At 70.5% G+C, this 21102-nt stretch carries 23 protein-coding genes; 10 read left to right on the top strand and 13 right to left on the bottom strand.

Features of this window, described 5'->3' with window-relative positions; translation table 11 throughout:
* Positions 1-12: 12 nt before the first annotated feature.
* From AB0I91_RS30445 to AB0I91_RS30420, 6 genes are all read right to left on the bottom strand, one after another.
* Positions 13-582 (bottom strand): hypothetical protein, encoded by a 570-nt coding sequence (locus AB0I91_RS30445; protein ID WP_498775539.1) that lies wholly within the window; start codon positions 580-582, stop codon positions 13-15.
* Positions 583-586: 4 nt separating this feature from the next.
* A complete protein-coding gene (locus AB0I91_RS30440) occupies positions 587-1423 on the bottom strand; it encodes a carbohydrate ABC transporter permease (RefSeq protein ID WP_499640029.1) in 837 nt (278 codons plus the stop codon).
* Positions 1420-2391, bottom strand: coding sequence for a carbohydrate ABC transporter permease (locus AB0I91_RS30435; protein WP_498775534.1), 972 nt, complete (start codon positions 2389-2391; stop codon positions 1420-1422). Before AB0I91_RS30435 ends, AB0I91_RS30440 begins: the two co-directional genes overlap by 4 nt.
* Positions 2388-3611, bottom strand: coding sequence for an ABC transporter substrate-binding protein (locus tag AB0I91_RS30430; protein ID WP_499616969.1), 1224 nt, complete (start codon positions 3609-3611; stop codon positions 2388-2390). The genes AB0I91_RS30435 and AB0I91_RS30430 overlap by 4 nt, the downstream gene beginning before the upstream one ends.
* 263 nt (positions 3612-3874) lie before the next feature.
* Complete coding sequence (locus tag AB0I91_RS30425; RefSeq protein WP_499640027.1) at positions 3875-4846, bottom strand: arabinan endo-1,5-alpha-L-arabinosidase; 972 nt, start codon at positions 4844-4846, stop codon at positions 3875-3877.
* A gap of 313 nt (positions 4847-5159) precedes the next feature.
* Entirely contained in the window at positions 5160-6017 is an 858-nt protein-coding gene (locus AB0I91_RS30420) for an alpha/beta fold hydrolase (RefSeq protein ID WP_498775528.1), read from the bottom strand.
* Between the two features lie 129 nt (positions 6018-6146).
* Between AB0I91_RS30420 and AB0I91_RS30415 the strand changes: the two genes are divergently transcribed.
* From AB0I91_RS30415 to AB0I91_RS30395, 5 genes are all read left to right on the top strand, one after another.
* Positions 6147-6713, top strand: a complete 567-nt coding sequence (locus AB0I91_RS30415; protein WP_499640025.1) for a CGNR zinc finger domain-containing protein — start codon at positions 6147-6149, stop codon at positions 6711-6713.
* A gap of 83 nt (positions 6714-6796) precedes the next feature.
* On the top strand, positions 6797-7084 hold the full coding sequence (locus AB0I91_RS30410; protein WP_498775524.1) for a hypothetical protein: 288 nt from the start codon (positions 6797-6799) through the stop codon (positions 7082-7084).
* A gap of 43 nt (positions 7085-7127) precedes the next feature.
* On the top strand, positions 7128-7691 hold the full coding sequence (locus tag AB0I91_RS30405) for a YdeI/OmpD-associated family protein (protein WP_499640023.1): 564 nt from the start codon (positions 7128-7130) through the stop codon (positions 7689-7691).
* Between the two features lie 309 nt (positions 7692-8000).
* Positions 8001-9461: a family 43 glycosylhydrolase gene (locus AB0I91_RS30400; protein ID WP_498775520.1), complete on the top strand. Its 1461-nt coding sequence runs from the start codon at positions 8001-8003 to the stop codon at positions 9459-9461.
* Positions 9462-9468: 7 nt separating this feature from the next.
* The gene (locus AB0I91_RS30395; RefSeq protein WP_498775518.1) at positions 9469-9885 is read left to right on the top strand and encodes an RbsD/FucU family protein; all 417 of its coding nucleotides are present in this window, start codon (positions 9469-9471) and stop codon (positions 9883-9885) included.
* Between the two features lie 55 nt (positions 9886-9940).
* Here AB0I91_RS30395 and AB0I91_RS30390 read toward each other — a convergent pair whose 3' ends face one another.
* Complete coding sequence (locus tag AB0I91_RS30390; protein WP_499640021.1) at positions 9941-10747, bottom strand: SGNH/GDSL hydrolase family protein; 807 nt, start codon at positions 10745-10747, stop codon at positions 9941-9943.
* An 84-nt stretch (positions 10748-10831) separates the two neighbouring features.
* Here AB0I91_RS30390 and AB0I91_RS30385 point away from each other — a divergent pair, with 84 nt between their 5' ends.
* Entirely contained in the window at positions 10832-11407 is a 576-nt protein-coding gene (locus AB0I91_RS30385) for a TetR/AcrR family transcriptional regulator (protein ID WP_498775514.1), read from the top strand.
* Positions 11408-11421: 14 nt separating this feature from the next.
* Here AB0I91_RS30385 and AB0I91_RS30380 read toward each other — a convergent pair whose 3' ends face one another.
* Positions 11422-11760 carry a VOC family protein gene (locus AB0I91_RS30380; RefSeq protein WP_498775512.1) on the bottom strand — a complete coding sequence of 113 codons (339 nt, stop codon included), beginning with the start codon at positions 11758-11760 and terminating at the stop codon, positions 11422-11424.
* A gap of 116 nt (positions 11761-11876) precedes the next feature.
* Positions 11877-12062, bottom strand: coding sequence for a hypothetical protein (locus tag AB0I91_RS30375; protein ID WP_498775699.1), 186 nt, complete (start codon positions 12060-12062; stop codon positions 11877-11879).
* A 248-nt stretch (positions 12063-12310) separates the two neighbouring features.
* Here AB0I91_RS30375 and AB0I91_RS30370 point away from each other — a divergent pair, with 248 nt between their 5' ends.
* Both AB0I91_RS30370 and AB0I91_RS30365 read left to right on the top strand, forming a co-directional pair.
* Positions 12311-12661, top strand: coding sequence for an Hsp20/alpha crystallin family protein (locus AB0I91_RS30370; RefSeq protein WP_499640019.1), 351 nt, complete (start codon positions 12311-12313; stop codon positions 12659-12661).
* A 60-nt stretch (positions 12662-12721) separates the two neighbouring features.
* Positions 12722-12931 (top strand): DUF2795 domain-containing protein, encoded by a 210-nt coding sequence (locus AB0I91_RS30365; RefSeq protein ID WP_499616982.1) that lies wholly within the window; start codon positions 12722-12724, stop codon positions 12929-12931.
* Positions 12932-12937: 6 nt separating this feature from the next.
* Here AB0I91_RS30365 and AB0I91_RS30360 read toward each other — a convergent pair whose 3' ends face one another.
* The gene (locus tag AB0I91_RS30360) at positions 12938-14158 is read right to left on the bottom strand and encodes a DUF6239 family natural product biosynthesis protein (RefSeq protein WP_499640017.1); all 1221 of its coding nucleotides are present in this window, start codon (positions 14156-14158) and stop codon (positions 12938-12940) included.
* Positions 14159-14162: 4 nt separating this feature from the next.
* A complete protein-coding gene (locus AB0I91_RS30355; protein ID WP_498775504.1) occupies positions 14163-14720 on the bottom strand; it encodes a hypothetical protein in 558 nt (185 codons plus the stop codon).
* Positions 14721-16054: 1334 nt separating this feature from the next.
* On the opposite strand from AB0I91_RS30355, the gene AB0I91_RS30350 reads away from it, so the two are divergent.
* The gene (locus tag AB0I91_RS30350; RefSeq protein WP_499640015.1) at positions 16055-16807 is read left to right on the top strand and encodes a helix-turn-helix domain-containing protein; all 753 of its coding nucleotides are present in this window, start codon (positions 16055-16057) and stop codon (positions 16805-16807) included.
* Positions 16808-17718: 911 nt separating this feature from the next.
* Here AB0I91_RS30350 and AB0I91_RS30345 read toward each other — a convergent pair.
* Complete coding sequence (locus AB0I91_RS30345) at positions 17719-18414, bottom strand: TetR/AcrR family transcriptional regulator (protein WP_498775500.1); 696 nt, start codon at positions 18412-18414, stop codon at positions 17719-17721.
* A 436-nt stretch (positions 18415-18850) separates the two neighbouring features.
* Positions 18851-19132 carry a hypothetical protein gene (locus AB0I91_RS30340; protein ID WP_499640013.1) on the bottom strand — a complete coding sequence of 94 codons (282 nt, stop codon included), beginning with the start codon at positions 19130-19132 and terminating at the stop codon, positions 18851-18853.
* Positions 19133-20198: 1066 nt separating this feature from the next.
* Here AB0I91_RS30340 and AB0I91_RS30335 point away from each other — a divergent pair.
* Positions 20199-20945, top strand: coding sequence for a helix-turn-helix domain-containing protein (locus AB0I91_RS30335; protein ID WP_498775498.1), 747 nt, complete (start codon positions 20199-20201; stop codon positions 20943-20945).
* Positions 20946-21102: the final 157 nt, after the last annotated feature.

Below are 21102 nucleotides of genomic sequence, written 5' to 3'. Positions count from 1 at the left end.
GTCAGAGGCAGTCTAGCGGGAAAGTGGATGTTTGGCGACTGAGCTGTGCCTGCGGTCGACGGCGACGGCCGCCATCAGCACGCAGCCGGCCATCGGGAGCAGGAGTGGCGGCAGTTGCCACGTCACGATCAGCATCACGGCCAGTGACATCACCAAGAGCAGCGAGCCGCCGAAATCCGACGCCGCACGACGCCCCGCCTCACGCATCACGGACGGCCACCGGGCACCCACCGCCCACAACGCCGCGGCACGCAGCACGACCACCGCCAGACCGACCGCCACCACCCCGCACACCACGGCCACGACACCGCCACCGGCGACCCGCGTCCGCAAGAACACCACGTCCACCACCAGCACGGCGAAGCCGCCGACCACCCCGACCGACACCACCCACCCACCGGGCAACGCCGACCGCACCCGCTCGAAGAACGACCGGACCGACGTGGTCTCCCCGTCGACGTGAGCCTTGATGTGCGCGCACCCGGCCGCGAGCGCCGGCACCAGCGTCACCACCGGCAGGGCGGCCAGCAGCACGAGCAACCCCGCCATCAGGCACTCGCCGAACAACGAGAACCGCCTCACCGGCTCACCCCTTCAACCCCGACGTCGACACACCCTCCACCAGGAACCGCTGGAAGAACAAGAAGAACAGGATCACCGGCACCAGCGCCAGCATCGACATCGCCATCAAGGCCCCGAAGTCCGAACCCGTCGACTCGTCGATGAACAGCTGCAACGCCAGCGGCAGGGGGTACTTGTCCGGCGTGCTCAGGTAGATCAACGGCCCGAAGAAGTCGTTCCAGCTCCAGATGAACGTGAAGATCGCCGTGGTGATCAGCGCCGGCCTGCACAGCGGCAGGATGATGTGCCAGAACACGATCCAGTGCCCCGCCCCGTCGATCTTCGCCGACTCGTCCAGCTCACGCGGCAGCTGCCGGATGAACTGCACGATCAAGAACACGAAGAACGCCTCCGACGCGAGGAACTTGCCCGCCAGCAGCGGCACGTACGTGTCCACCAGGTCGAGGTTCTGGAACACCACGTACTGCGGGATGATCAACACGTGGAACGGCAGCAGCAGCGTCGCGATCATGATCCCGAACAGCACCGTCCGACCGCGGAACCGCAACCGGGCGAACGCGTACGCCGCCAACGCCGACGACGCGACCGTGCCCACCACCGACAGCACCGCCAGCACGGCGGAGTTCCAGAAGAACCGGCCCACGCCGATCCCGACCACGCCCTCGAACACCCGCTCGTAGTTCGCGAACGTCGGATCCGTCGGCAACAGCTGCAGGCTGCCGACGATCGCCTCGGACGGCTTGAACGTCGCCGCCGCCACCCACGCGATCGGGTACAGCACGACGGCCAGCAGGGCCAGCGCGCCGACGTGCCACGCCACCCTGGTCAACGTCTGCCTCATCGCTTGTCCCCCGAGTCCCCGGAGTAGAAGACCCAACCCCGTGCGGTGCGGAACAGGAACACGGTGACCAGGCCGACCCCGAGCAGCAGCATCCACGCCATCGCCGACGCGTAACCCATGCGGTAGTCGCCGAAACCGCGGTCGAACAGGTAGATCGTGTAGAACAGCGTGCTGCCGGCCGGCTGCCCGTTCGGCCCGCCGACCACGTACGCCGACGTGAACACCTGGAAGGCGTTGATCGTCTCCAGCAGCAGGTTGAAGAACAGCACCGGCGAGATCATCGGCAGCGTGATCGACCAGAACCGCCGCGCGCGGCCCGCCCCGTCGACCTCCGCCGCCTCGTACAGCTCCCGCGGCACCTGCTTGAGCCCCGCCAGGAAGATCACCATCGGCGCGCCGAGCTGCCACGTCGCCAGCAGCACCAGCATCATCAGCGAGAAGTCGGGGTTGCCCGCCCAGCCGCCGGTGTCGATGCCGAACCGCAGCAGCAGCTGGTCGACCACCGAGTCGTCGCTGAACATCATCTTCCACACGATCGCGACGCCGACGCTGCCGCCGATGAGCGACGGCCCGTAGAACGCCGCCCGGTAGAAGCCCTGACCCGCGCGCTTGCCGTTGAGCAGCACGGCGACGCCCAGCGCGGCGGCCAGCTTGATCGGCACGGCCAGCGCCACGTAGATCGCGGTGACCTCGACCGACCGCAGCCACCGCGCGTCGGAGAACATCCGCTGGTAGTTCTCCAACCCGATCCAGGTCGGGGTGTTGAACAGGTCGTAGTCGGTGAACGAGAGGTACAGCGAGGTCACCATCGGCCCGAGGGTCAGCAGGACGATCCCGATGATCCACGGCGACAGGAACAGGTAACCCGCCAGGCCGTCGCCCGGCAGGCGGGTCCGCTTGCGCGCACCCGCCTGCCGCGACGTGGCGACCTCGGCGCCGCGTTCCGGCGCGATCGTCGCCCGGCTCACGACCCGAGGGTCTCTTCCGCCTCGGTGAAGAACTGGTCGACCGCCTGGTCCACGGAGATGCGGCCGTACTGGAGCTCTTCGGTGATCCGGATGAACGCCTGCTCCAACGTGCCGGCGCCCTTGGGCGGCGCGGGAGGCGTCTTGCCGAACTTGTCCTTCAACCCGTCCTCGTACGCCGCCACGGCGGCCAGCGGGCCTTCGAGCTGCGCCGCCGCGCGCTGCGCGTTCGTCGGCGGCAGGCCGCGGTTCGCGCCGAAGATCTTGCCGACCTCCGGGTCGTTGACCATGAACGACACCAGCTTGGCCGCCGCCGCCGGGTGCTCGCTCTTCTGCGACACGCTCAGCAGCATCGACGGCTTCAGGTACTGCCCCCCGGCGTCCGGCTTGTCGGACGGCACCGGCCCCAGCTTCAACTCCGCCTTGGCGCCCTTGTCGTAGCGGGCCATGAAGTTGTCCCAGCCGAGGTCACCGGCGATCAGGTCCATCTCCAGCGCGTGCGAGGGCTTGATCTGGACGCCCTTCTCGATCGGCAGGGTGACCTTGGCCTCGGCCAGCGCCTTGCCCTCCTCGAGGAACTCGGCCAACCGCGGCTTGTCGAAGCCGAGCTTGCCGTCCTCGGTGTAGAGCTGCTTGCCCTCCTGGCGCAGCTGCAGCTCCAGGTTGTAGTAGCTGCCGATGTAGTTGCCGCCGCCGGGCACGCCGGTCTTCTCCGCGATCGTCTTCACGGCGGCCCGGTAGTCGTCCCAGGTCCAGCCTTCCTTCGGCTCCTCGACGCCCGCCTGGGCGTACAGCGCGGGGTTGTAGATGTAGCCCCACGTGTTGCCGCCCGTCGGCACGCCGTACAGCTTGCCGTCGATCTCGCCGGCGCCCTTGAGCCCTTCGAGCAGGTCACCGAGCTCGAGGTTCTTGCCGTCCTGCTTCTTCAGGTCGTAGAGCGCGTTGCGGTCGGAGTACTCGCGGATGTAGGCGAAGTCCATCTGCATCACGTCGGGCGCGTTGCCGCCCGCGGTCTCGGTGGCCATCTTCTGCCAGTACGCCTCGAACTCCTGGAAGCTCGGCGTGACCTTGATCTCCGGGTTCTTGCTCTGGAAGAGGTCGATCGCCTTCTGCATCAACTCGGCGCGCTCGGCGTTCCCCCACCACGAGAACCGCAGCGTGGCGGGACCGGCCTTGGTCTCGTCGCCGCCGCCGTCGCCGCTGCCGCCGCAGGCGACTGCCAACAACGCGACCATCGACGTCGCCAGGACTCGGCCTCTGAAACGTTTCAGTGCACCCATTCGGATAACCCTCCGGTCTCGACCGCTTCCCGACGTGACGCGCGGCGCAGCAGGGAAAGCGCTTTCCGGGAGGCTACGAGCAGGTTGCGCGAACGTCAATGCCCACTTTGGAAGCCGTGCGGCCGCCGAACGGGCGTCGCGGACCGCGGCCGTCGCCACCGCCCACCGCGAGCCGCGGCGGACGGTGGCGGACGGCCGGTCGGCGATCATCGGACGTACGGCCACCCTGCGGAATCGAAGGCCAGCAGGTTGATGCCCAGTCGGGACGCGCCGTCGTCACCGTAGTAGTGGTAGACGAGGATGTCGCTGTCCACGTCCGAGAACACGTCCTGGTGCCCGGTGCCGTGGACGCTGCCCTGGCCGGCGAGGATCTCCGTGCCGCCGCCGGAGGTCATGGCCGTGCCGTTGCGGGCGACGTAGGGGCCGGTGACGCTGGTCGACCGGCCGACCATGATCCGGTAGGTGCTCTGCGCGCCGCGGCAGCAGTAGTCGAACGACACGAACAGGTAGTAGTAGCTGCCGCGCTTGACGATGTTCGGCGCCTCGATCGCGCCGCCGTTGCGCCCGGCGATGGCGCGGATCGTGGAGTCGGAGCGCAGGCCCGTGGACGGGTTCAGCGCGATCATCTTCAGGCCCGACCAGAACGAGCCGAAGCTCAGCCACCAGCGACCCTGGTCGTCCACGACGAGGTCGGGGTCGATGGCGTTGAAGTTGTCGCTGGTGCGCGTCTCGATGACCAGGCCGCGGTGGGTCCACGTGCCCGCGTTGCCGCTGGGGCTGGTGGCCAGGAAGATCGCCGACCGGTTCGAGCCGAACGACGAGGCCGAGTAGTACAGGTAGTACTGCCCGTTGCGGTAGGAGATGTCCGGCGCCCAGAGGTTGCGGCTGCCGTTGGTGTAGGTGGTGGTCCAGGAGGCGCCGTTGGGGAAGGCGGCGCCCGCGTTGCGGAAGGCGGTGCGGTCGGTCGAGGTCTTCAGGCCGATGCCGTCGGCGGTGTGCGCGACGAGGTAGCTGCCGTCGGGCCTCTTGACGACGCTGGGGTCGTGCACCCGGATGTCGCCGGTGACCACGCCTGGTCCGGGGTAGGCCGACGCGGGCGGCGCGGCCACGACGGTCACGCCGGTGACGGCGAGCGCGGTGACGAAGGTGGCGAAAGCGCGTTTTCTCAGTGCAGCCACGGGTTTCCTCGATGCTCTCGGGGTGGACTGGACGCGGCGGCGTTGGTGTCCTGAATGGACTACAGCGGTGCTGGGAGCGGGGAGGCTCGGCGTCTCGACCCGGCAGCGAACGGCCTGCGCGGACTCATGCTTCGCCTCCTTGCGAGCAGAATCGTGACGCGCCTCCGGTCGCCTGCCGGGTCGGCCGGACTGGGAGCGCTTCCTGGGCACCGTAGCGCAGGCCGGTTGAGGCGGGCAAGCCTGCCTGTTAGCGATAACAGGCAGGCTGTGCACCTGGGACGGCTGTGACTGTTAGCGCTCACAGGCCGCCTGATCAGCCCAGGACCCGCCCGAGGAAGCCGCGGACGTACCCGGCGATGGTGTCCAACTGGTCCTCCAACGCGAAGTGGCCGGTGTCGAGCAGGTGGATCTCGGCCTCGGGCAGGTCGCGCCGGAAGGCCAGCGCGCCGTCCGGGCCGAAGATCTCGTCGTGGCGCCCCCACACCGCGAGCAGCGGGACCTGCGTCTCGCGGAAGTACCGCTGGAACGCCGGGTACGCGTCGAGGTTGTTGCGGTAGTCCCGGAACAGGGCCAGTTGCACCTCGGCGTTGCCGGGCCGGTCGAGCAGGGCCTGGTCGTGCGCCCAGGTGTCGGGGTCGATCCGGCTCGGGTCCTTGACGCCGTGGGTGTACTGCCAGCGGGTGGCGTCGAGCGTGAGCAGGGCCCGCACCGCCGGTTCGGTGTCGGGGCCGGGGTTCGTGGCGTAGGCGAACAGCGGCTCCCAGAACGGGGTGAAGCCCTCGGTGTAGGCGTTGCCGGACTGCGTGATGACGGCGGTGACGCGGTCGGGGTGGCGTGAGGCGATCTTGAGGCCGATGGGTGCGCCGTAGTCCTGGACGTACAGCGCGAACCGCCGCACGCCGAGGTGCTCCAGCAGGCCGAGGGTGATGTCGGTGAGCGCGTCGAACGTGTAGTCGAACTCGTCGACCGACGGCGCGGCGCTGTGGCCGAAGCCGACGTGGTCCGGCGCGATCACGCGGTAGCGGTCGGCGAGTTCCCCGATCAGCCCGCGGAACATGTGCGAGCTGGTGGGGAAACCGTGCAGCAGCACCAGGACGGGGGCGTCGGCGTGGCCCGCCTCCCGGTAGAACACGCGCTGCCCGCTGATGTCGGCGTACCGGTACGAGGTCATCGGCTGCTCCTGACTCGAGGGATCTAACCGTTCTAAGTCATTTGAACGGTTAGGTACGGCGCTCAGGCAACCAGGTCCGTGTTAACCTGTCAAGCGACTCAGAACGGTTAGACCAGGGAAGGGGGGCCGGTGCTCGGTGCCGATGACGCCGTGACCGGCGCGTTGCTGGCCAAGGGCTGGCCCGCGCGCCCGCTGGCGGACCAACCCCTGGGCATCGACCTGCTGAACACCCGGTGGGTGGTCGGCGGTGTCGCCTACGACCTGCTCGACCACGACGACCTCACGGTCGCTTGGCTCGCGGACCGGGAGCTCCCCTCCGCCCGGCCCGTGCCGCGGCGACCGCTGCGCGAGGCCCGTGCCGCGGTGGCCGCCGTGATCGCGGACCCGGCCGACCACGCCGCCCTCAACGCCCTGCTGGACCACGGCCGGGTGCGGTTGGCGGTCGACGAGCGCGGCCGGGTCGAGCGGGACGACGTGCCCGACCCGCGGTGGCGTGCGGCCTGGGCGTGCCTGCGCGACTTCGTCGTGGTGCGCGAGGCGGCGCCGGACCGCGTCCGCAAGTGCGCGAACCCGGAGTGCGTGCTGCACTTCCAGGACGTCTCACGCACCGGCAGGCGGCTTTGGTGCTCGATGACGGGCTGCGGCAACCGGCTCAAGGCCCGCCGCCACCACAGCCGGGTGCGCGCCACGCCGTGACCGCTGTCAGGTCGGCGGCGTGGCGTGACCGCCACGCCTGACGCCCGTGCGTCAACCGGCGGCCGTTGGGGTATGGCAAGGCCATGACGGACCAGGAACCGCTGGACCTCGGCGCGACGGAACTCCCGGAGGCCGAGGAGGCGCGCGTCAGGCGTGCGCACGACCTCGACCGGCCGGAGGTGTTCGACCGGCGCAACGACGTCGACCGCAGGTCCCGGACCAGGGCGAACCTGCTGCCCGAGGAGGAGCGGACCGGCAGCGCCGACCCGGAGGCCCAGGCCCGCGAGGTGCTGCGCGACTCCGACGTGCGCACCGAGATCCCCGAGTCCGCGCCCGACACGATGGCGGAACGGCGCGAGTCCGATGCCTGAAAGTGCTCACTCGGTGAGCACTTTCACCCCGCACGATGGGTCCATGAACGCGCTCACCGACACCCGGGCCCTCGACTTCGCCGACGCCGCCGAGTGGGAGTCGTGGCTGGCCCGGCACCACGGCACGAGTGACGGTGTCTGGCTCAAGATCGCCAAGAAGGGGTCGGGCCGGACGTCGGTCACCATCGCCGAGGCGCTCGACGTCGCCCTGTGCTTCGGGTGGATCGACAGCCACCGCAAGGGCCTCGACGCCGAGCACTACCTCCAGCGCTACTCGCCGCGCCGACCGGGCAGCTCCTGGTCGCGGGTCAACGTCGAGAAGGTCGAGGCGCTCATCGCCGCCGGGCGGGTGCGCGAGCCCGGCTTCGCCGCGATCGAGGCGGCCAAGGCCGACGGCCGGTGGGACGCGGCCTACGAGCGGCAGCGCGACGCCACCGTGCCGCCCGACCTGGCCGAGGCGCTGGCCGGCGACGAACGCGCGCGCGAGGGGTTCGAGCGGCTCGACCGGACGCGGCAGTACGCGTTGTTCCTGCGGCTGATGAAGGCCAGGACGCCGGCCGCGCGCGCCGTCCAACTGCGGCGGATCGTGGCCGAGCTGGCGGCGTGACCGGCGAGTCCACAGTGGATCTTCAAGTGGGGGCCGGGTGGGCGGACGGGGGAGAGTCGCGTCCGCCCACCCGGCAAGTCGGTGCTCGCGTTGTCGGCGAAGGTAGCGCAATGTTATCGCTAACACCAGCCCTGGCGGCAGAACACGTCGGTAACCAGCCGCTTTGGCGCGCGAAGGTGGAGCGGACGCGGCTCGCCGGTTCCGGGACCTCAATCGTCTCGTAAAGAGGTATTGAGGCGCGAGGACCTGCGCTGTTAGCGTTAACAGCGCCGCATTCGCATCCCGACGCGCCACGATGGAGTGGAACCGATGAACAGTGCCGTTCTCCGGTGGAGGGCCCGCAGGCTGGCGGTGGTCGCGGTGGTGGCCGTGACCGCTCTGGCGGGGCTGGTCGTCACGCCCGCCGCGCACGCCTCGCCGGCCGTGCAGTACACGAACCCGCTGGCGAACCAACGGGCCGACCCGCACATCTTCAAGCACACCGACGGCTACTACTACTTCACCGCGACCGCGCCGGAGTACGACCGGATCGTCCTGCGCCGCGCGACCACGATCCAGGGCCTGGCCAGTGCCCCGGAGTCGGTGATCTGGCGCAAGCACTCGTCGGGTGAGATGGGCGCGCACATCTGGGCGCCGGAGATCCACTTCATCAACGGCAAGTGGTACGTCTACTTCGCCGCCGGCCGGACCGACGACGTCTGGCGGATCCGCCCGTACGTGCTGGAGAACTCCAGCGCCAACCCGCTGACCGGCACTTGGACCGAGCGCGGCAAGGTCAACGTCCCGTGGGACACCTTCTCCCTGGACATGTCGACCTTCGTGGTCAACGGCGTGCGGTATTTGACCTGGGCGCAGGCCGAGCCGGGCATCTCCACGAACTCCAACCTCTACCTCGCCCGCATGGGCTCCACCCCGTGGTCCATCACGGGGTCGGTGGCCAGGCTGACCGTGCCGACGCTGGCTTGGGAGACCCGCGGCGGGGTGAAGGTCGCCGAGGGGCCGTCGGTGATCCAGCGCGGCGGCCGGGTCTTCCTGACCTACTCCGCCAGCGCCACGGACGCGAACTACTGCCTCGGCATGCTGACCGCGTCGGCGTCCGCCGACCTGCTCAACCCGTCGTCGTGGACCAAGGGCGCGAACCCGGTGTTCGCGTCCAACGCGTCGACCAGTCAGTACGGTCCGGGGCACAACTCGTTCACCGTCTCCGAGGACGGGCAGAGCGACATCCTCGTCTACCACGACCGCAGCTACCGCGACATCTCCGGCGACCCGCTGCGCGACCCGAACCGCCGCACCCGCGTGCAGAAGGTCTACTGGAACTCCGACGGCACGCCGAACTTCGGCATCCCGGTCGCCGACGGCGTCACGCCCGTGCGGCTCAAGTCCTACAACTACCCGGACCGCTTCGTCCGGCACTGGGAGTACCGGGCGCGGGTCGAGGCGGACGTCAACCCGCTGGCCGACTCGCAGTTCCGCGTCGTGACGGGCCTGAACGGCTCCGGCACGGTGTCGCTGGAGTCGACCAACTTCCCCGGCTACTACCTGCGGCACCGCAACCACGAGATGTGGGTCGAGCGCAACGACGGCAGCGCCGTCTTCCGCGCCGACGCCTCCTTCCACCGCCGCGCGGGCCTGGCCTCGGGCTCCGCGGTGTCCTTCGAGTCGACCAACTTCCCCGGCCAGTACATCCGCCACAACGGCACGACCGTCAACCTGACCACCGCACCCGACGCCGTCGCACGCGCCGACGCCACGTTCATCCTGGAGTGACCGAAAAGTGCTGCGCTTCCCGTTGATCCACCCGCCGCTGCTGCACGCCCTGGCCACGGCGGGCCACGGGTCCAAGGTCCTGCTCGCGGACGCCAACTACGCGCACCGGACCAACGTTCACCACCGGGCCGAGGTGATCCACCTCAACCTGCGCCCCGGCCTCGTCACGGTCGACGAGGTGCTGGAGCCGGTGCTGTCGGCGATCCCGGTGGAGGCCGTGCACACCATGCGGCCCGACGACCTGGGCACGCCGGAGGCGTGGACCGACTACCAGCGGGTGCTCGGCCCCGACCTGCCGCTGCAACCGTTGGCGCGGCAGGACTTCTACGCGGCCTGCCGCGCGCCGGAGCTGGCGGTGTGCGTGGCGACCGGTGACGGCCGGCACTACGCGAACGTGCTGCTGACGGTCGGCGCCATCTCCTGATCCCCGGTCCCCCGACCCGCGTGCGCCGGCGTGCGCGCGGGTCGGGGGACCGGACCTACCGGCCGGGGTCCGGTGTGGACAGCCACCCGTCGACCAGGTCGGTGACGATCGCGCCGCCGCGGTCGCCCAGGTGGACGTGGTCCACCAGCAGGCGCAGCCCGTTGCCCCGCGCCACCTCGTCCCACTCCCGCCCGAGCAGGTAGTGCTCGGCCGCGGCCAGGTAGGCCACCCCGAAGTCGAACCCGAACGGCGTCGGCTCGTCGGTCCGCTCGCGCAGCGCCTCCACCATCCGCTCGTGCACGGGCAGGTAGGACAGCCCGGCCTCGGCGGCGACCTCCTCGATCGCCGCGTTGTAGCCGCGCAGCTCCACGTTGAGCTCGCTGTCCAGGTCCTCGCCCAGCGGCGGCAACGACAGCAGCGCGATCCGCGCGGTCGTCCCGGCCTGCACCCGCGCCACGATCGCGCGCAGGTTGGCCCGGTACTCGTCGAGCGGGACGTCGCCGCGCACGTCGTTGGTGCCGATCAGCAGCGTGACCGCGTCCGGTCGGCACGCCACCACGTCCGCGTCGACTCTCGCCAGCAGGTCGGCAGTGGTGTTGCCGTTGACGCCCGCGTTGACCAGCCGGTGGCCGCGCTCCCGCAGGGCGCCCACCCAGTCCGCGCCGAGCGTCCCCCTGGTCATGCTCGCGCCGGCCGCGACGACGACCGGCCCGGACCCCGGCACGCCGTCCCCGCCGCACGCCTCGGCCGGCGGGTTCACCGGCGACCGCACGAACGTCAGGTATCCCACGGCGCCCGCGACGCCGAGCACTCCCACCAGCACCGCGCACAGGGCGATGACCGCCCGCTTCCTGCTCCACATGCCGTCCCCCAGAGAGGTTAGTGAACACTAGCCCCTATCGTGAGCTAGTATTCACTAACCTGTCAAACGGCGAGGTGGGACGGCATGGGCACACGGGAGCGGATCCTCGACGCGGCGGCGGAGATCCTGCGCACGCGCGGCGTCGCGCAGGCCACCACCAAGGAGATCGCGCACGCCTCGGAGGTCTCCGAACCCACGCTCTACAAGTACTTCGGCGACAAGGAACGGCTGCTCCTCGCCGTGCTGGAGGAACGGCTGCCCGGCCCGTCCCGGGTGTCGGTCCGGCCGGGGGAGGGCGACGTCGAGGACAACCTCGCCGAGCTCGCGCACGCGGTGCTCGACTTCTACCAGCGGTCGATCCCGATGCTCGCCGCGCTGCTCTCGGACCCGCAGCGGATGGCCGCCCACCGGGTGGCGATGAGCAGGCACGGCGGCGGTCCGGAGCAGGCCGCCACGCCGTTCGCCGAGTACCTGCGGGCCGAACGGGCGCTCGGCCGGATCGCGTCGGACGCCGATCCGGACGCGGCGGCGTCACTGCTCGTCGGCGCGTGCTTCCAGGAGGCGTTCCTGCGCTACTACGCCGGAGGTCCGGATGCCGCCGCCGCACCACGTGCGCACGCCGAAGCCCTGGCCCGCGCGGTCGTCAGGCCGCTGCGCTGAGGCGACGGGAGAGTTCAGCCCAACGGGCTGTGCAGGATCGCCGCGTACCCGTCGGGGCCCACGGCCACGCAACGCCGCTCGTGCGGGCCGGTGGTGATCTCGCCGACCTGGAACCCGAGGGCCTGCGCGCGGGTCCGCGCCTCGTCCAGGTCGGGCACCTTCACCAGCATCGCCGGGCCGTCGTGGACGCGGTCCGCGCCGGACAGGGCGAACCGCCCGCCCGCCACGTCGAACTGCGCCCAGCGGTCGCCGTCCACGAACGTCGGCGCGACGCCGAGCAAGGCCGACCACCGCTCGACCGCGCCGGCGAGGTCGTCGGTCGGGACAACGGGGGCGATGCGTTCAGCGGTCACGTGATCGACGTTAATGACGCCGCACAACGCGGTCAACGCCCCGGCGGCGGATCGAGCAACAATGAACAAGGCACTTCGGACGGTCCGTGCCGGAACCGTCCGAAGTGGAGGATCGGCTACCGCGGTTCGTCGATGCCGGGCACGGTCACGTCGTCGTCCGCGGGCGGCTCGGGATCGCGCCACTCCTCGGCCCGGCTCGGGCGGTTGCCGCGCAACGTGCCCTCCAGCTCGTGCTTGAGCTCGTCGTCCTTGACCGGGCCGTGCTTGCTGCTCTCGCGGTGCATGGGCGCGTCCTCCTCCATGCTCCTGGGGATGGGTGCTTGCCCGGGTGGAATACCCCGGCGCGTTCGGCCGAACCGCGCTCACCCGTCGGCCTCGCCACGGACGGTGTCGATTCACCCGATCGACTCAGCATGGGCGGTGCCCGACCGGGGTACTTCCCACTGAGACGACCAGGTAAACGGGAGGTGGCGTCGTGGTCGAGCGGCTGACAGTCCGACGCCGAGACCCCGGCACGGGCCCCTGCTGCGGGCCGGATCCGGTGGTGGAGATGGACGTGTGGTGGGATCGGATCGGCCGCAACCTCGGCCGGGACTGGGACCTGGCCACGGCCGACGAGCGGCCCCTCCTCGTCGACGTCGCGGTGACCGAGCAGGCCTACTTCTTCGCCACCCTGCTGCACGACGTGCGACCGCGCGACGTCCGGGTCGAGATCCGCGACCAGGACCTGCGGTCCGACGGCACGCCGATCCGGCGTGACCGGGTGGGCATCACGGTGCGCCCGGCCGATTCCCCGCGCAGCTACTACTACTGCGCGACCGTGCCGGCCGAGGTGGACGTGGAGCGGATCGACGCGTGGCTGCTCGACGGGATGGTCGTCGTGCGGGTGCCGACCAGGTAGGCGTTTCGCGGACGGGGTCGGGGGTATCGCACCGGCAGGCGCGAAAGAGCTGGAGGAGTCATGGCCGGGACGCTGACCCGCGACCACCTGAAGGACTGCCTGACCGACGTCGACTTCCCGGCGAGCAAGGACGACCTGCTCGACGCGGCGATCCGCAAGGGCGACCCGACCGCGGTCCAGGCGCTGCGGGCGATACCGGAGACCGACTACGCGAGCCTGCACGAGGTGTTCGGGGCGGTCGAGCTCGGCGGTGGCGACAAGCCGCGGTAAGGGCCGTCAGCCGGACCAGGCCGCGAGGCCCGAACGGGACGGCGTGGCGCCGGGGAAGGCGGCCGACAGCGTCTGCGCGTACCGGCGTGCCTCGGGCGTCGTCAGGTCCGGCGGCGCCAGCCACGGCGCGAGGTGGTGCCGCGTGCCCGGTGGCGGTGTGCCGCCGAGCACCAGGACTTCCGAAGAGCCTGGCGTGATGGCGTAGCCCAGGCGTGCGGCCTCTTCGCGCACGACGGCCTCCGCCTCGGCCGCGCGCCGCGAGTCGTCCGCCACGACGGAGAACGGCCCGCCGATCGACGCGACCTCCGCGCGCAACGCCACCGAGTCGGCGCCGGTCAGCCCCGGCCACGGCAGGTCGCCGCGCTTGCCGGTCAACTTCGCCGCCAACACCGCCGACGCGTACTCCGGGCCCTCCGGGCCGCGGATGTCCGGGCCGGTCCACGCCACGCGGCCGGTGTCCACCGGGACGGTGGTCCGGGTGCCCTCCCGGTCCAGCCAGAGGTCGCTGCGCCCCTCCGGCAGCCACACCAACGCCCACCGGCCCGTGGTCCCGTCCCGCGTCTGCGCGGGCACCAAGGCGTTCGGCGCGTTGCCGACCGAGAGCGGTGCGTCGGTGGTGTGCACGATGTTCCAGCCGGGCATGTGCGGCACGACGAGCACGTCCACCGGGCTCTCGCCGAGGGCCACCCGGGTCAGCAGCGGGTCGCCGGCGGCCGGGGTGGCGAGCTGCCCGGCGATCGTGACCTGGCCGAGGCCCGCCAGCAGGGTCACGCCCACGGCCGCGCCGACGACGCGCACCACCGCGGTCGGCGGGCACAGCGCGAGCCAGGACACCGCGACGAACGCGGCCATCAACGTGATGTAGGCGAACGACGACGGCGGTCCGGCGAACCACGTGCCGGCGGCCACCGTCGCGAGGACGGCGGCCATCACCACGAGCCGGCCGATCACCGGCCGCTCGACGCGCAACGCGGGAGGCACGGCGAGCAGGCCGATCAACGCCACCGCGGCCAACGGCGGCATCCACGACGCTTCCGCGATGAGCAGCACCACGACGCCGCCGATGCCCGCGAACCCGGTGACCGCGCGTCGGGTCGACAACCCCGACGCGGCGGGCACGAACGGTCGGGCCAGGGCCCAACCGGCGACCACGGTCACCGCGCCGAGCAGGATCAGCCGCAGGAGGGTGAAGCCGAGCGGCAGGCCGACGGCGCCGTGGTTGTGCATGCGATCAGGCCGCTGCGCCGACCGCGCAGGTGCACTGCATCTCCGCGCGCTCCTCGCGCGTCGGCCGCATGTGCAGCACCATCGCGATGACCATCGGGATGAACACCACGGTGTTGTAGAACAGGTGCAGCTCCACCCGCGGGATGATCAGCTGGATGATGCTCGTCGGCGCCGGCTTGCCGAGCAGGTTCGTCGACGCGGACGCCTGGATGATCAGCAGCAGGTGCTCGATGTGGTGCCAGAACTGCAGGCCGAGCGCGACCGTCCACCACGTCTTCGAGCGGCCGACGAACCCCTTGCGCAGCGCGAAGAGGAACACGAGCATGACCAGCGCGTAGCCGTAGTGCATGACCTCGGACGTGACCAGCCACGGGAACCACAGGCCCAGCGCGCCCTTGGCCTGTGGCACGGGCCAGCCTAAGGCGTAGATCTGCACGGCCTGGGTGATGTGCTCCACCCAGTGCGCGACCACGATCAGCGTGAAGGCGTAGAGCGCGGGCTTGTGCCGGAGCGTGTTGAGCGGACCACCCGTGGAATGGGTATGGGCTTGAGTGTCGACCATGGATTTCCTCCTGCTGCGCCGGCCTCGGTCGGGCCGATTGCCCTGACCAGCGACGATACCGGGTTCGGGACGCGCCAAGAACGCCGTTGTGCGGAGTGCGCAATCGTGGAGAAGGTCATTGGTCCACGCGCCGGTACGGTGGTCGTCCCCGATGACCGCGCGGCAACCGCACGTCGACTGTATAGCGTTCCTATGCGCTGCTCCTCTTCTGGTTTGCGGTTGTGGTATCAGCTCTCACGGCCCTCGCCGGTGGCAGGAATGCACACTTTCGCCGGACGCGGGATTGCGCGGCGCGTGCTATGGCCGGCGGGGTGTGGCGAGCGTCCGACCCGGTTCTAGTAGGAACTTCATACCAGCAAGTTGCTTTTTAGGACCAAGATCGGTAGCGTGTGGTTCACGACGTCGACTGCGGACCGAAGCTTCGGGGGTGCCGGTGGCCGCGACCTTTCAGGTCGTGTTGCCGGGCACCGCGATGGCCGGATTCCGTGCCGATGCCGTGCTCCGACTCCGCGACGGGACCCCCAGCTCGTCCGAGCGGAGCGCACGGGCGGTCCGCTGAGTGACCGCCGCTGGCGCGGATGGGCTGGTACCGGCCCATCCGCGCGGCCGCACGCGCGTACCCCGCGGGCCCCAACCCGCCGGGTGCGCCGTGCTGTGCTGTCCCGGGTTCGCCCTGTCGCGCAACGGGATCGGTGTGGTCGGGCCTTGGTCGCCGGGTCGACGGAGGGTCGCGTTGGGCGGCCGTCGTCCGCGTGAATGGCCGGTGATGGCCGGAATGGCCGTTGTGCGGCGATCGGGCGTCGTGCGGGCGTTCATCCGGGTGGTGGTCGGCGCATCTTCGGGATTGCGGCATTCAGGCTGAAGCGCGCGGCGGCTGATCGCCGATATATCCATCGGGACGACCTCCGGCGGCCGATCGGGTGGTCCGGGGTCCGACCGGGCGACTGGGGCCGCGGTCGCCGGCGTCACCCGAAAGGCGCAGTATCCGAGTCCAGTTGATGACGGAATGTGAGTCCGGGGTCGGCGGTAAATGGAGGCGAGCGGCGTTCACGATTCCATCGGATGGGGCAAGGGCTCATCACCGGACGTGCTCGTCAACCGCATCCTTGCTGCTTGTGCGCGCTGTCGCGCCCCTGGTAGCTTGCCGGAAATCGTCAGCACAGGGGGCACTGGGGTTTCACTGGGGATTTACTGGCGGTTCACTGGGGGACCGCGACAGGCTGGTACGCCGATTCATCGCCGTTCGATGAGTCGGCCGGCCGGTCGGGGTGATGCATTCACCGGTCATTGACTACGAATTGGGGGTCGTAGTGGAAGGTGTAATTGAACGTGCCGTGGGTCGGGTCATCGACTTCATGCACGAGAACCTGGGTGAGCAGTTCACGATAGACGACATGGCCCGCACCGCCATGTACAGCAAGTTCCACTTCTCGCGAACGTTCCAACGCGTTACCGGCGTCTCGCCCGGCCGATTTTTGGCCGCGATCCGGGTGCAAGAGGCCAAACGGCTGCTCGTGTGCACCTCGTTGACCGTGACCGACATCAGCCATCGGGTGGGTTACACGAGCGTCGGGACGTTCAGCTCGAAGTTCCGCGCCAGTGTCGGCGTTCCGCCGACGACGTACCGCCAGCTGGGCGGGCTGACCGAGCCGACGCCGCTGCCCAGGCGCAGTCCCGACAACCGCACGTCCACCGTGCAGGGTGAGGTGCGCGCGCCTCTGGGTTGTCCGCCCGCGATCATCTTCCTGAACCTGTTCCCCGAACGGGTGCCGCGCGGGAAGCCGGTCCACTGCTCGATGCTGCAACGGCCGGGACCGTTCGTGCTCACCAACGTGCCGCCGGGGACTTGGCACTTACAGGCCCATTCCGTGGCGCTGGGCCGGGGCGGCGCCGTGCCGGACCGGGGGGCGTTGGGGCGGAACCGGGTGCTGAACGTGGGGTCGTGCGGTCCGGTGGTGGTCAGGCCGGGTGCGCGGGTCGAGAACGTCGACCTGAACCTGCGCCCGATCGACGCGCTCGACCCGTCGGTGCTGCTCGCGCTGCAGTACATCCGCACGGTGGCGGTGGACGCGGCCGCCGCGAGCTGACGGCGCTTCCCGGATTACCCGCCGCCCCAACCGGGACGGCGGGTCGTCGTCGCGCGCCGAGTCGGGGCAGCGGGTCCTCGTCGCGCGTCGAGCCGTCGCCCCGGGCTGTCGCCGCGCGCTGAGTCGGGTCACTTCCCCGGAGCCGAGCTCGGACTCCGCGGCACACCCGGGGCGGGCGAATGGCCCAGTAATTCGCGAATGGCCCAATGCCCCTTCGGAGCGCCGTAGCCATCGGCCGCCGCGTGGAATGTCCCAGGACCAGCCGGGGGGAGCAGGAATCACTCCGGACCGTGAGGGCCCGAACCCACCACGGCGTTCACCCGATTGCGAGTCGCGCCAACGCGCGACACAACGCGTGACCCCGCCAACCCCCGCCAACCCCGCCACACGCGGTCCAGGAGCGCCCGATCCGCTACCAGGACCGCTACCAGGACCGGGCCTGGCGCGGATGCAAGACGACCTCCCGCGCCGCACCGCGCAGGTAACTTTCGCATCGTTGCAAATCAATATGAATCCGCCCGCCACCATCCGCATCCCGTCGTGTCCGAAGTGGACGATGCACGACCTCGTGACGCACCCGGGTTGGTCGACGCCTGGCGGACGTTGGAGCTGGGCCTGGGCTCGGATGTCGACGCGCGGATCGACGGCGGTGGAAACAGCCCCGCAGTACCGGTGATGGGCGGCCCGGTCGCTGCCGGCGTTCGTGCGAGGCCGGTTCGCCTGATCTGCCGGGGCCAGGCCGTCGGGTGCACGCGTTCGCGAGGGGGCGGTTGCCCGGTCCGTTCGGGCCGGGTGCCGGGTGGTCCGCAGGTCTGTTCGCCGGGTCCGCCGTCACCTGCCCGTGGAGGCGGGCGGTGCGGTCCGCTGACCCGTGGAGGCGGGTGGTGCGGTCCGCTGGGCCGTGGAGGCGGTCAGCGGCGGGTGCCGGTGACGGCTCCCGCGGGCTCCGAGTCGGCCCCCGCCTCGCGTCGCCGGCGCTTGGTCGACGCCGCCATCGAGGCGGCCACCAGGGCGGGATCGTCGCCGACGCCGATGAGCAGGCCGTTGAGGATCGAGTCGTAGCAGCGGTCGGCGTCGACCGGGTCGATCAGGTAGCCGCCGAGCTCCAGGTTGACCAGGCCGTGCGTCGCGATCCACATCTGGTGGGCGATCAGCAGCGGGTCGTTCTGGCTGAACCGGCCCGACTCGATGCACCTCGTGGCGCAGTCGACGACCGTGACCAGCGTGTACCGGCCGTACTGGCGGTCGTCCTCGGTGAGGGAGAAGCCGGCCAGCGACTGCCCGCCGAACATCACCGCGTACAGGTGGGAGTTCGCCTTGGCGTTCTGCCGGTAGGCGTACCCCAGCAGGATCATGTCGGCCACCGGGTCGTCGGTCCGCCGCACCTGGGCGAACTGGCGCTCCAGGCGCGTGAAGCCCTCGTGCACCATCTCCCGCACGAGGCCGCTCATGCTGCCGAAGTGCGTGTAGACGGCCATGGTCGACGTGCTGGCCTCGGCGGCGATCTTCCTGGTGGACAGCGCCTCGGCGCCGTGCTCGGCGAGGAGCCTCGCCGCGATGTCGACGAGGGCGGCACGGGTTCCGGGATCCAGCTTGCGTGGACTCACCTTGACAGTGTTGCACAACGCCGTTATTCTTTGTGTAACGTTGTTATGCTAACTTGCGGCATCCGTGTGACTTTTCCACGCCCCGAACGAGGGTGGACGGCACCCGGACGAGCCCGGCACCGCGGTCGGACACCCCCAGGTCCGCCCCGGAACGGTCGGATCGTCGCGGCGCGTGGTCAAAGGTCTCGGAGCGTGTTCGCGCTGATCGGTCGCGCGACCGGGCGCTCGCACGGGTCGCGCCGGGTGTGTCGCGGCGGCGAGGCCGCGCCGACGCCCGGCACGGCGGTGACGCGGCGTGGTGGCCGTGCGTCGACACCGGACTCGTCCCTCGCCGGACCGTTCGGCAAGCCGAACCGACATCCGTCGCGCTCTTGCGGAGCGCGGCTCCATCACGGCGCAAAACCCAAGCCCGGGAAGGAGAACGGCCGACAGCCGTCTACAGTGGAGCGTTCCACCGCCGCGCCGTCGGCGGCGGGGTGGGGCGAGGCAGCGGTCGGGGGATTGCCGCTGCCCCGCCCGTGGTGGAGCGGGCGACTCGGTGCGCCGACCTCTCCTCCACCACCGCGGGCGCCACCGCGGAGCCGGCCTGGGGTGCCGAGTCCGCGATGGGCTTGAGGAAGCTGGTCGCCCTGGCGACCACGGCGATCGACGACGGGTGCGGGGGATCGGCGGAGCCGCCGGTGGCCCGCGGGCCACCTGTCCGCGGTTCTGCGCTCATTCCCACTTCCCGTTTCCGGCCCCGGTGATCGGCGTCGGGGCGCCCGGCTGTCGGACGTTCGCCCGTGGCTTCGGTCGACGGTTCAGTTCATGTAAGGGAACCATCCCTAGCATCTGGTCCGGGCAACGCTAACGCAGGTCGCATCGGTCAAGCAAGTGGTGTTCTTGCGGGCGTTCGCGGGTTCGCGGGGGAATGGGAGGAATCGGTCGCGAAGCTGTCGGGCATAACGCCGGGCAGTCGGCTTTCGAGCGTGATCGACGGCCTGGTTCCCCGGCCGGGCCGGCGGTGTGGACGGCTGTGTGGACGGCTGTGCCGGCCTGCGGGATCCCGATGTGGGTCCACGATCCGGGAGCTTCGGGGGAGTGCGCCGACTTTCGCTCGTGGAGCCGCGACAGGGTCCGGAGCGCTGGTAGGCTAATGGAGGGAATCGTCGGGTGGAATTTCCCGGCGGCGATCACTGCCCGTGATGCCGGCCGACGTGGCATCGTTCATCAGGGGCAGGGGAGCGGTGGCCGTCGGGGCCGACCGGGTGGCCGCCGGGTGACGGCCCGACGCCGTGCGGCGACCGTTTCGACGCCTGTCAGGCGATCGGTCCCGCCGCCGGCGGGCACGGGTGGACGTCGACGGGCGTGGTTCCCGTCGGGATCGGGTGGGGCCTTCGCGGTGACCGCTCGAGTGGTCACTCTTCGTGACCGAGGACGGGGCGCTTCGGTGCTCGGATGCGTCCGCGTACCCCCGTGCGGCCCTGTCGGTTGGGCACAACGGCCCACAGTCGTCTCGCAGATTGCGGTTCTGGTTCCGGGGTAATTACCAGCGGCACCCGGCCCTGCTAGCGTCCTTCACGGTGCGGAGTTATGGGGGCTTCGCACAAAGGCCATCTGGGGTGGTGAAGATCGGGCCAGCGAGAAGTGCCGCCGTATTCACGAAAATGGGTGGGTACGGATAGGTTCGCGCCGCACCGTCGCGGCTTTCCCAACGGCTCCCATCAGCCGGTTCGTGTTGATCCGGCTTGTCGGCGCCGTGCCGCGAATGATCCGATCGCAATTCAGGCCGAAAGGTAAATACCGTGCACGATGCCGTCCGTCGCGCCATCAAACTGATGCGCTCGAACTACTACGAACCACTTACGCTGCGCGATGTCGCAGCAGCCGCGCTGGTCAGTCCGTTCCACTTCTCGCGTTTGTTCCACGCGACCGTGGGCATGCCGCCGGGCCGGTACCTCGCGGCCGTCCGATTATTCGAAGGCAAACGGCTGTTGTTGACCACGTGGATGACGGTCGCCGACATCGTCTCCACGATCGGGTACAGCAGCGTCGGCACGTTCACCACCAGGTTCACCCGTGCGGTCGGCCTCTCGCCGACGCAGTACCGCAACCCCGAGGTCAGCGGTCTGCTGGCGGCTGTCGCGCTGCCGGACTTCGACAACCCGCTGGAGACCGGCTCCCGCGTGTTCAGCGCGATGCCGACGCCCCGGTACGGCGGCAGCGGTTCGGTGGTCGGCACGCTGGAGGTGCCCGCGCAGGCCGACGCGTCGGAGGTGACCGTGGGGATCATCGACGACCTGATCCCGGCCTTCGGGCCGGCGCCGAGCACGCTGGTCGAAGGTCCGCTCGACCGCGAGCTCGTGGTCGGCGCCGCGGCCACCCGCTGCATCGCGGTCGCGTTGCGCGGTGCGAACCCCCGTCCCGGGGTGGGGCTCGCCGGTGGGATGGGGCACACGATCGCCGTCGGCGCGGGGGAGCACCTGCGGGTCAACGTCCGGTTGCGCGATCGGGCCCAGGAGCCCGCGGCGGTCGGCGCGGGGTGGCGGTAGGCGTCATCGCCGGCGCCCCGCACCGCAAGGGTGAAGTAGACCGGTCCGGACCCGGGGAGCATCCTCGAGCGGACCGCCGGCCGCGGCGGCCGGACAGCGACGGGAGGACACGTTGGCCAACCTGCACCGGTCGCCGCGGCGTCGTGTCCTGGCGCCG

It is taken from the genome of Actinosynnema sp. NPDC049800, assembly GCF_040656635.1.
GTDB lineage: Bacteria > Actinomycetota > Actinomycetes > Mycobacteriales > Pseudonocardiaceae > Actinosynnema.
The sequence above is the reverse complement of the archived record's forward strand: the minus strand, read 5'-3'. Positions and strand labels throughout refer to the sequence as shown.

What these genes read in the sequence shown, in the direction of transcription:
- AB0I91_RS30440 (WP_499640029.1), bottom strand. Translation starts at nt 1,423, where the DNA reads ATGAGGCAGACGTTGACCAGGGTGGCGTGGCACGTCGGCGCGCTGGCC.
- AB0I91_RS30420 (WP_498775528.1), bottom strand. Translation starts at nt 6,017, where the DNA reads ATGACCTCGTACCGGTACGCCGACATCAGCGGGCAGCGCGTGTTCTAC.
- AB0I91_RS30410 (WP_498775524.1), top strand. Translation starts at nt 6,797, where the DNA reads ATGACGGACCAGGAACCGCTGGACCTCGGCGCGACGGAACTCCCGGAG.
- AB0I91_RS30405 (WP_499640023.1), top strand. Translation starts at nt 7,128, where the DNA reads ATGAACGCGCTCACCGACACCCGGGCCCTCGACTTCGCCGACGCCGCC.
- AB0I91_RS30400 (WP_498775520.1), top strand. Translation starts at nt 8,001, where the DNA reads ATGAACAGTGCCGTTCTCCGGTGGAGGGCCCGCAGGCTGGCGGTGGTC.
- AB0I91_RS30390 (WP_499640021.1), bottom strand. Translation starts at nt 10,747, where the DNA reads ATGTGGAGCAGGAAGCGGGCGGTCATCGCCCTGTGCGCGGTGCTGGTG.
- AB0I91_RS30385 (WP_498775514.1), top strand. Translation starts at nt 10,832, where the DNA reads ATGGGCACACGGGAGCGGATCCTCGACGCGGCGGCGGAGATCCTGCGC.
- AB0I91_RS30375 (WP_498775699.1), bottom strand. Translation starts at nt 12,062, where the DNA reads ATGGAGGAGGACGCGCCCATGCACCGCGAGAGCAGCAAGCACGGCCCG.
- AB0I91_RS30370 (WP_499640019.1), top strand. Translation starts at nt 12,311, where the DNA reads ATGGACGTGTGGTGGGATCGGATCGGCCGCAACCTCGGCCGGGACTGG.
- AB0I91_RS30365 (WP_499616982.1), top strand. Translation starts at nt 12,722, where the DNA reads ATGGCCGGGACGCTGACCCGCGACCACCTGAAGGACTGCCTGACCGAC.
- AB0I91_RS30360 (WP_499640017.1), bottom strand. Translation starts at nt 14,158, where the DNA reads ATGCACAACCACGGCGCCGTCGGCCTGCCGCTCGGCTTCACCCTCCTG.
- AB0I91_RS30355 (WP_498775504.1), bottom strand. Translation starts at nt 14,720, where the DNA reads ATGGTCGACACTCAAGCCCATACCCATTCCACGGGTGGTCCGCTCAAC.
- AB0I91_RS30340 (WP_499640013.1), bottom strand. Translation starts at nt 19,132, where the DNA reads ATGAGCGCAGAACCGCGGACAGGTGGCCCGCGGGCCACCGGCGGCTCC.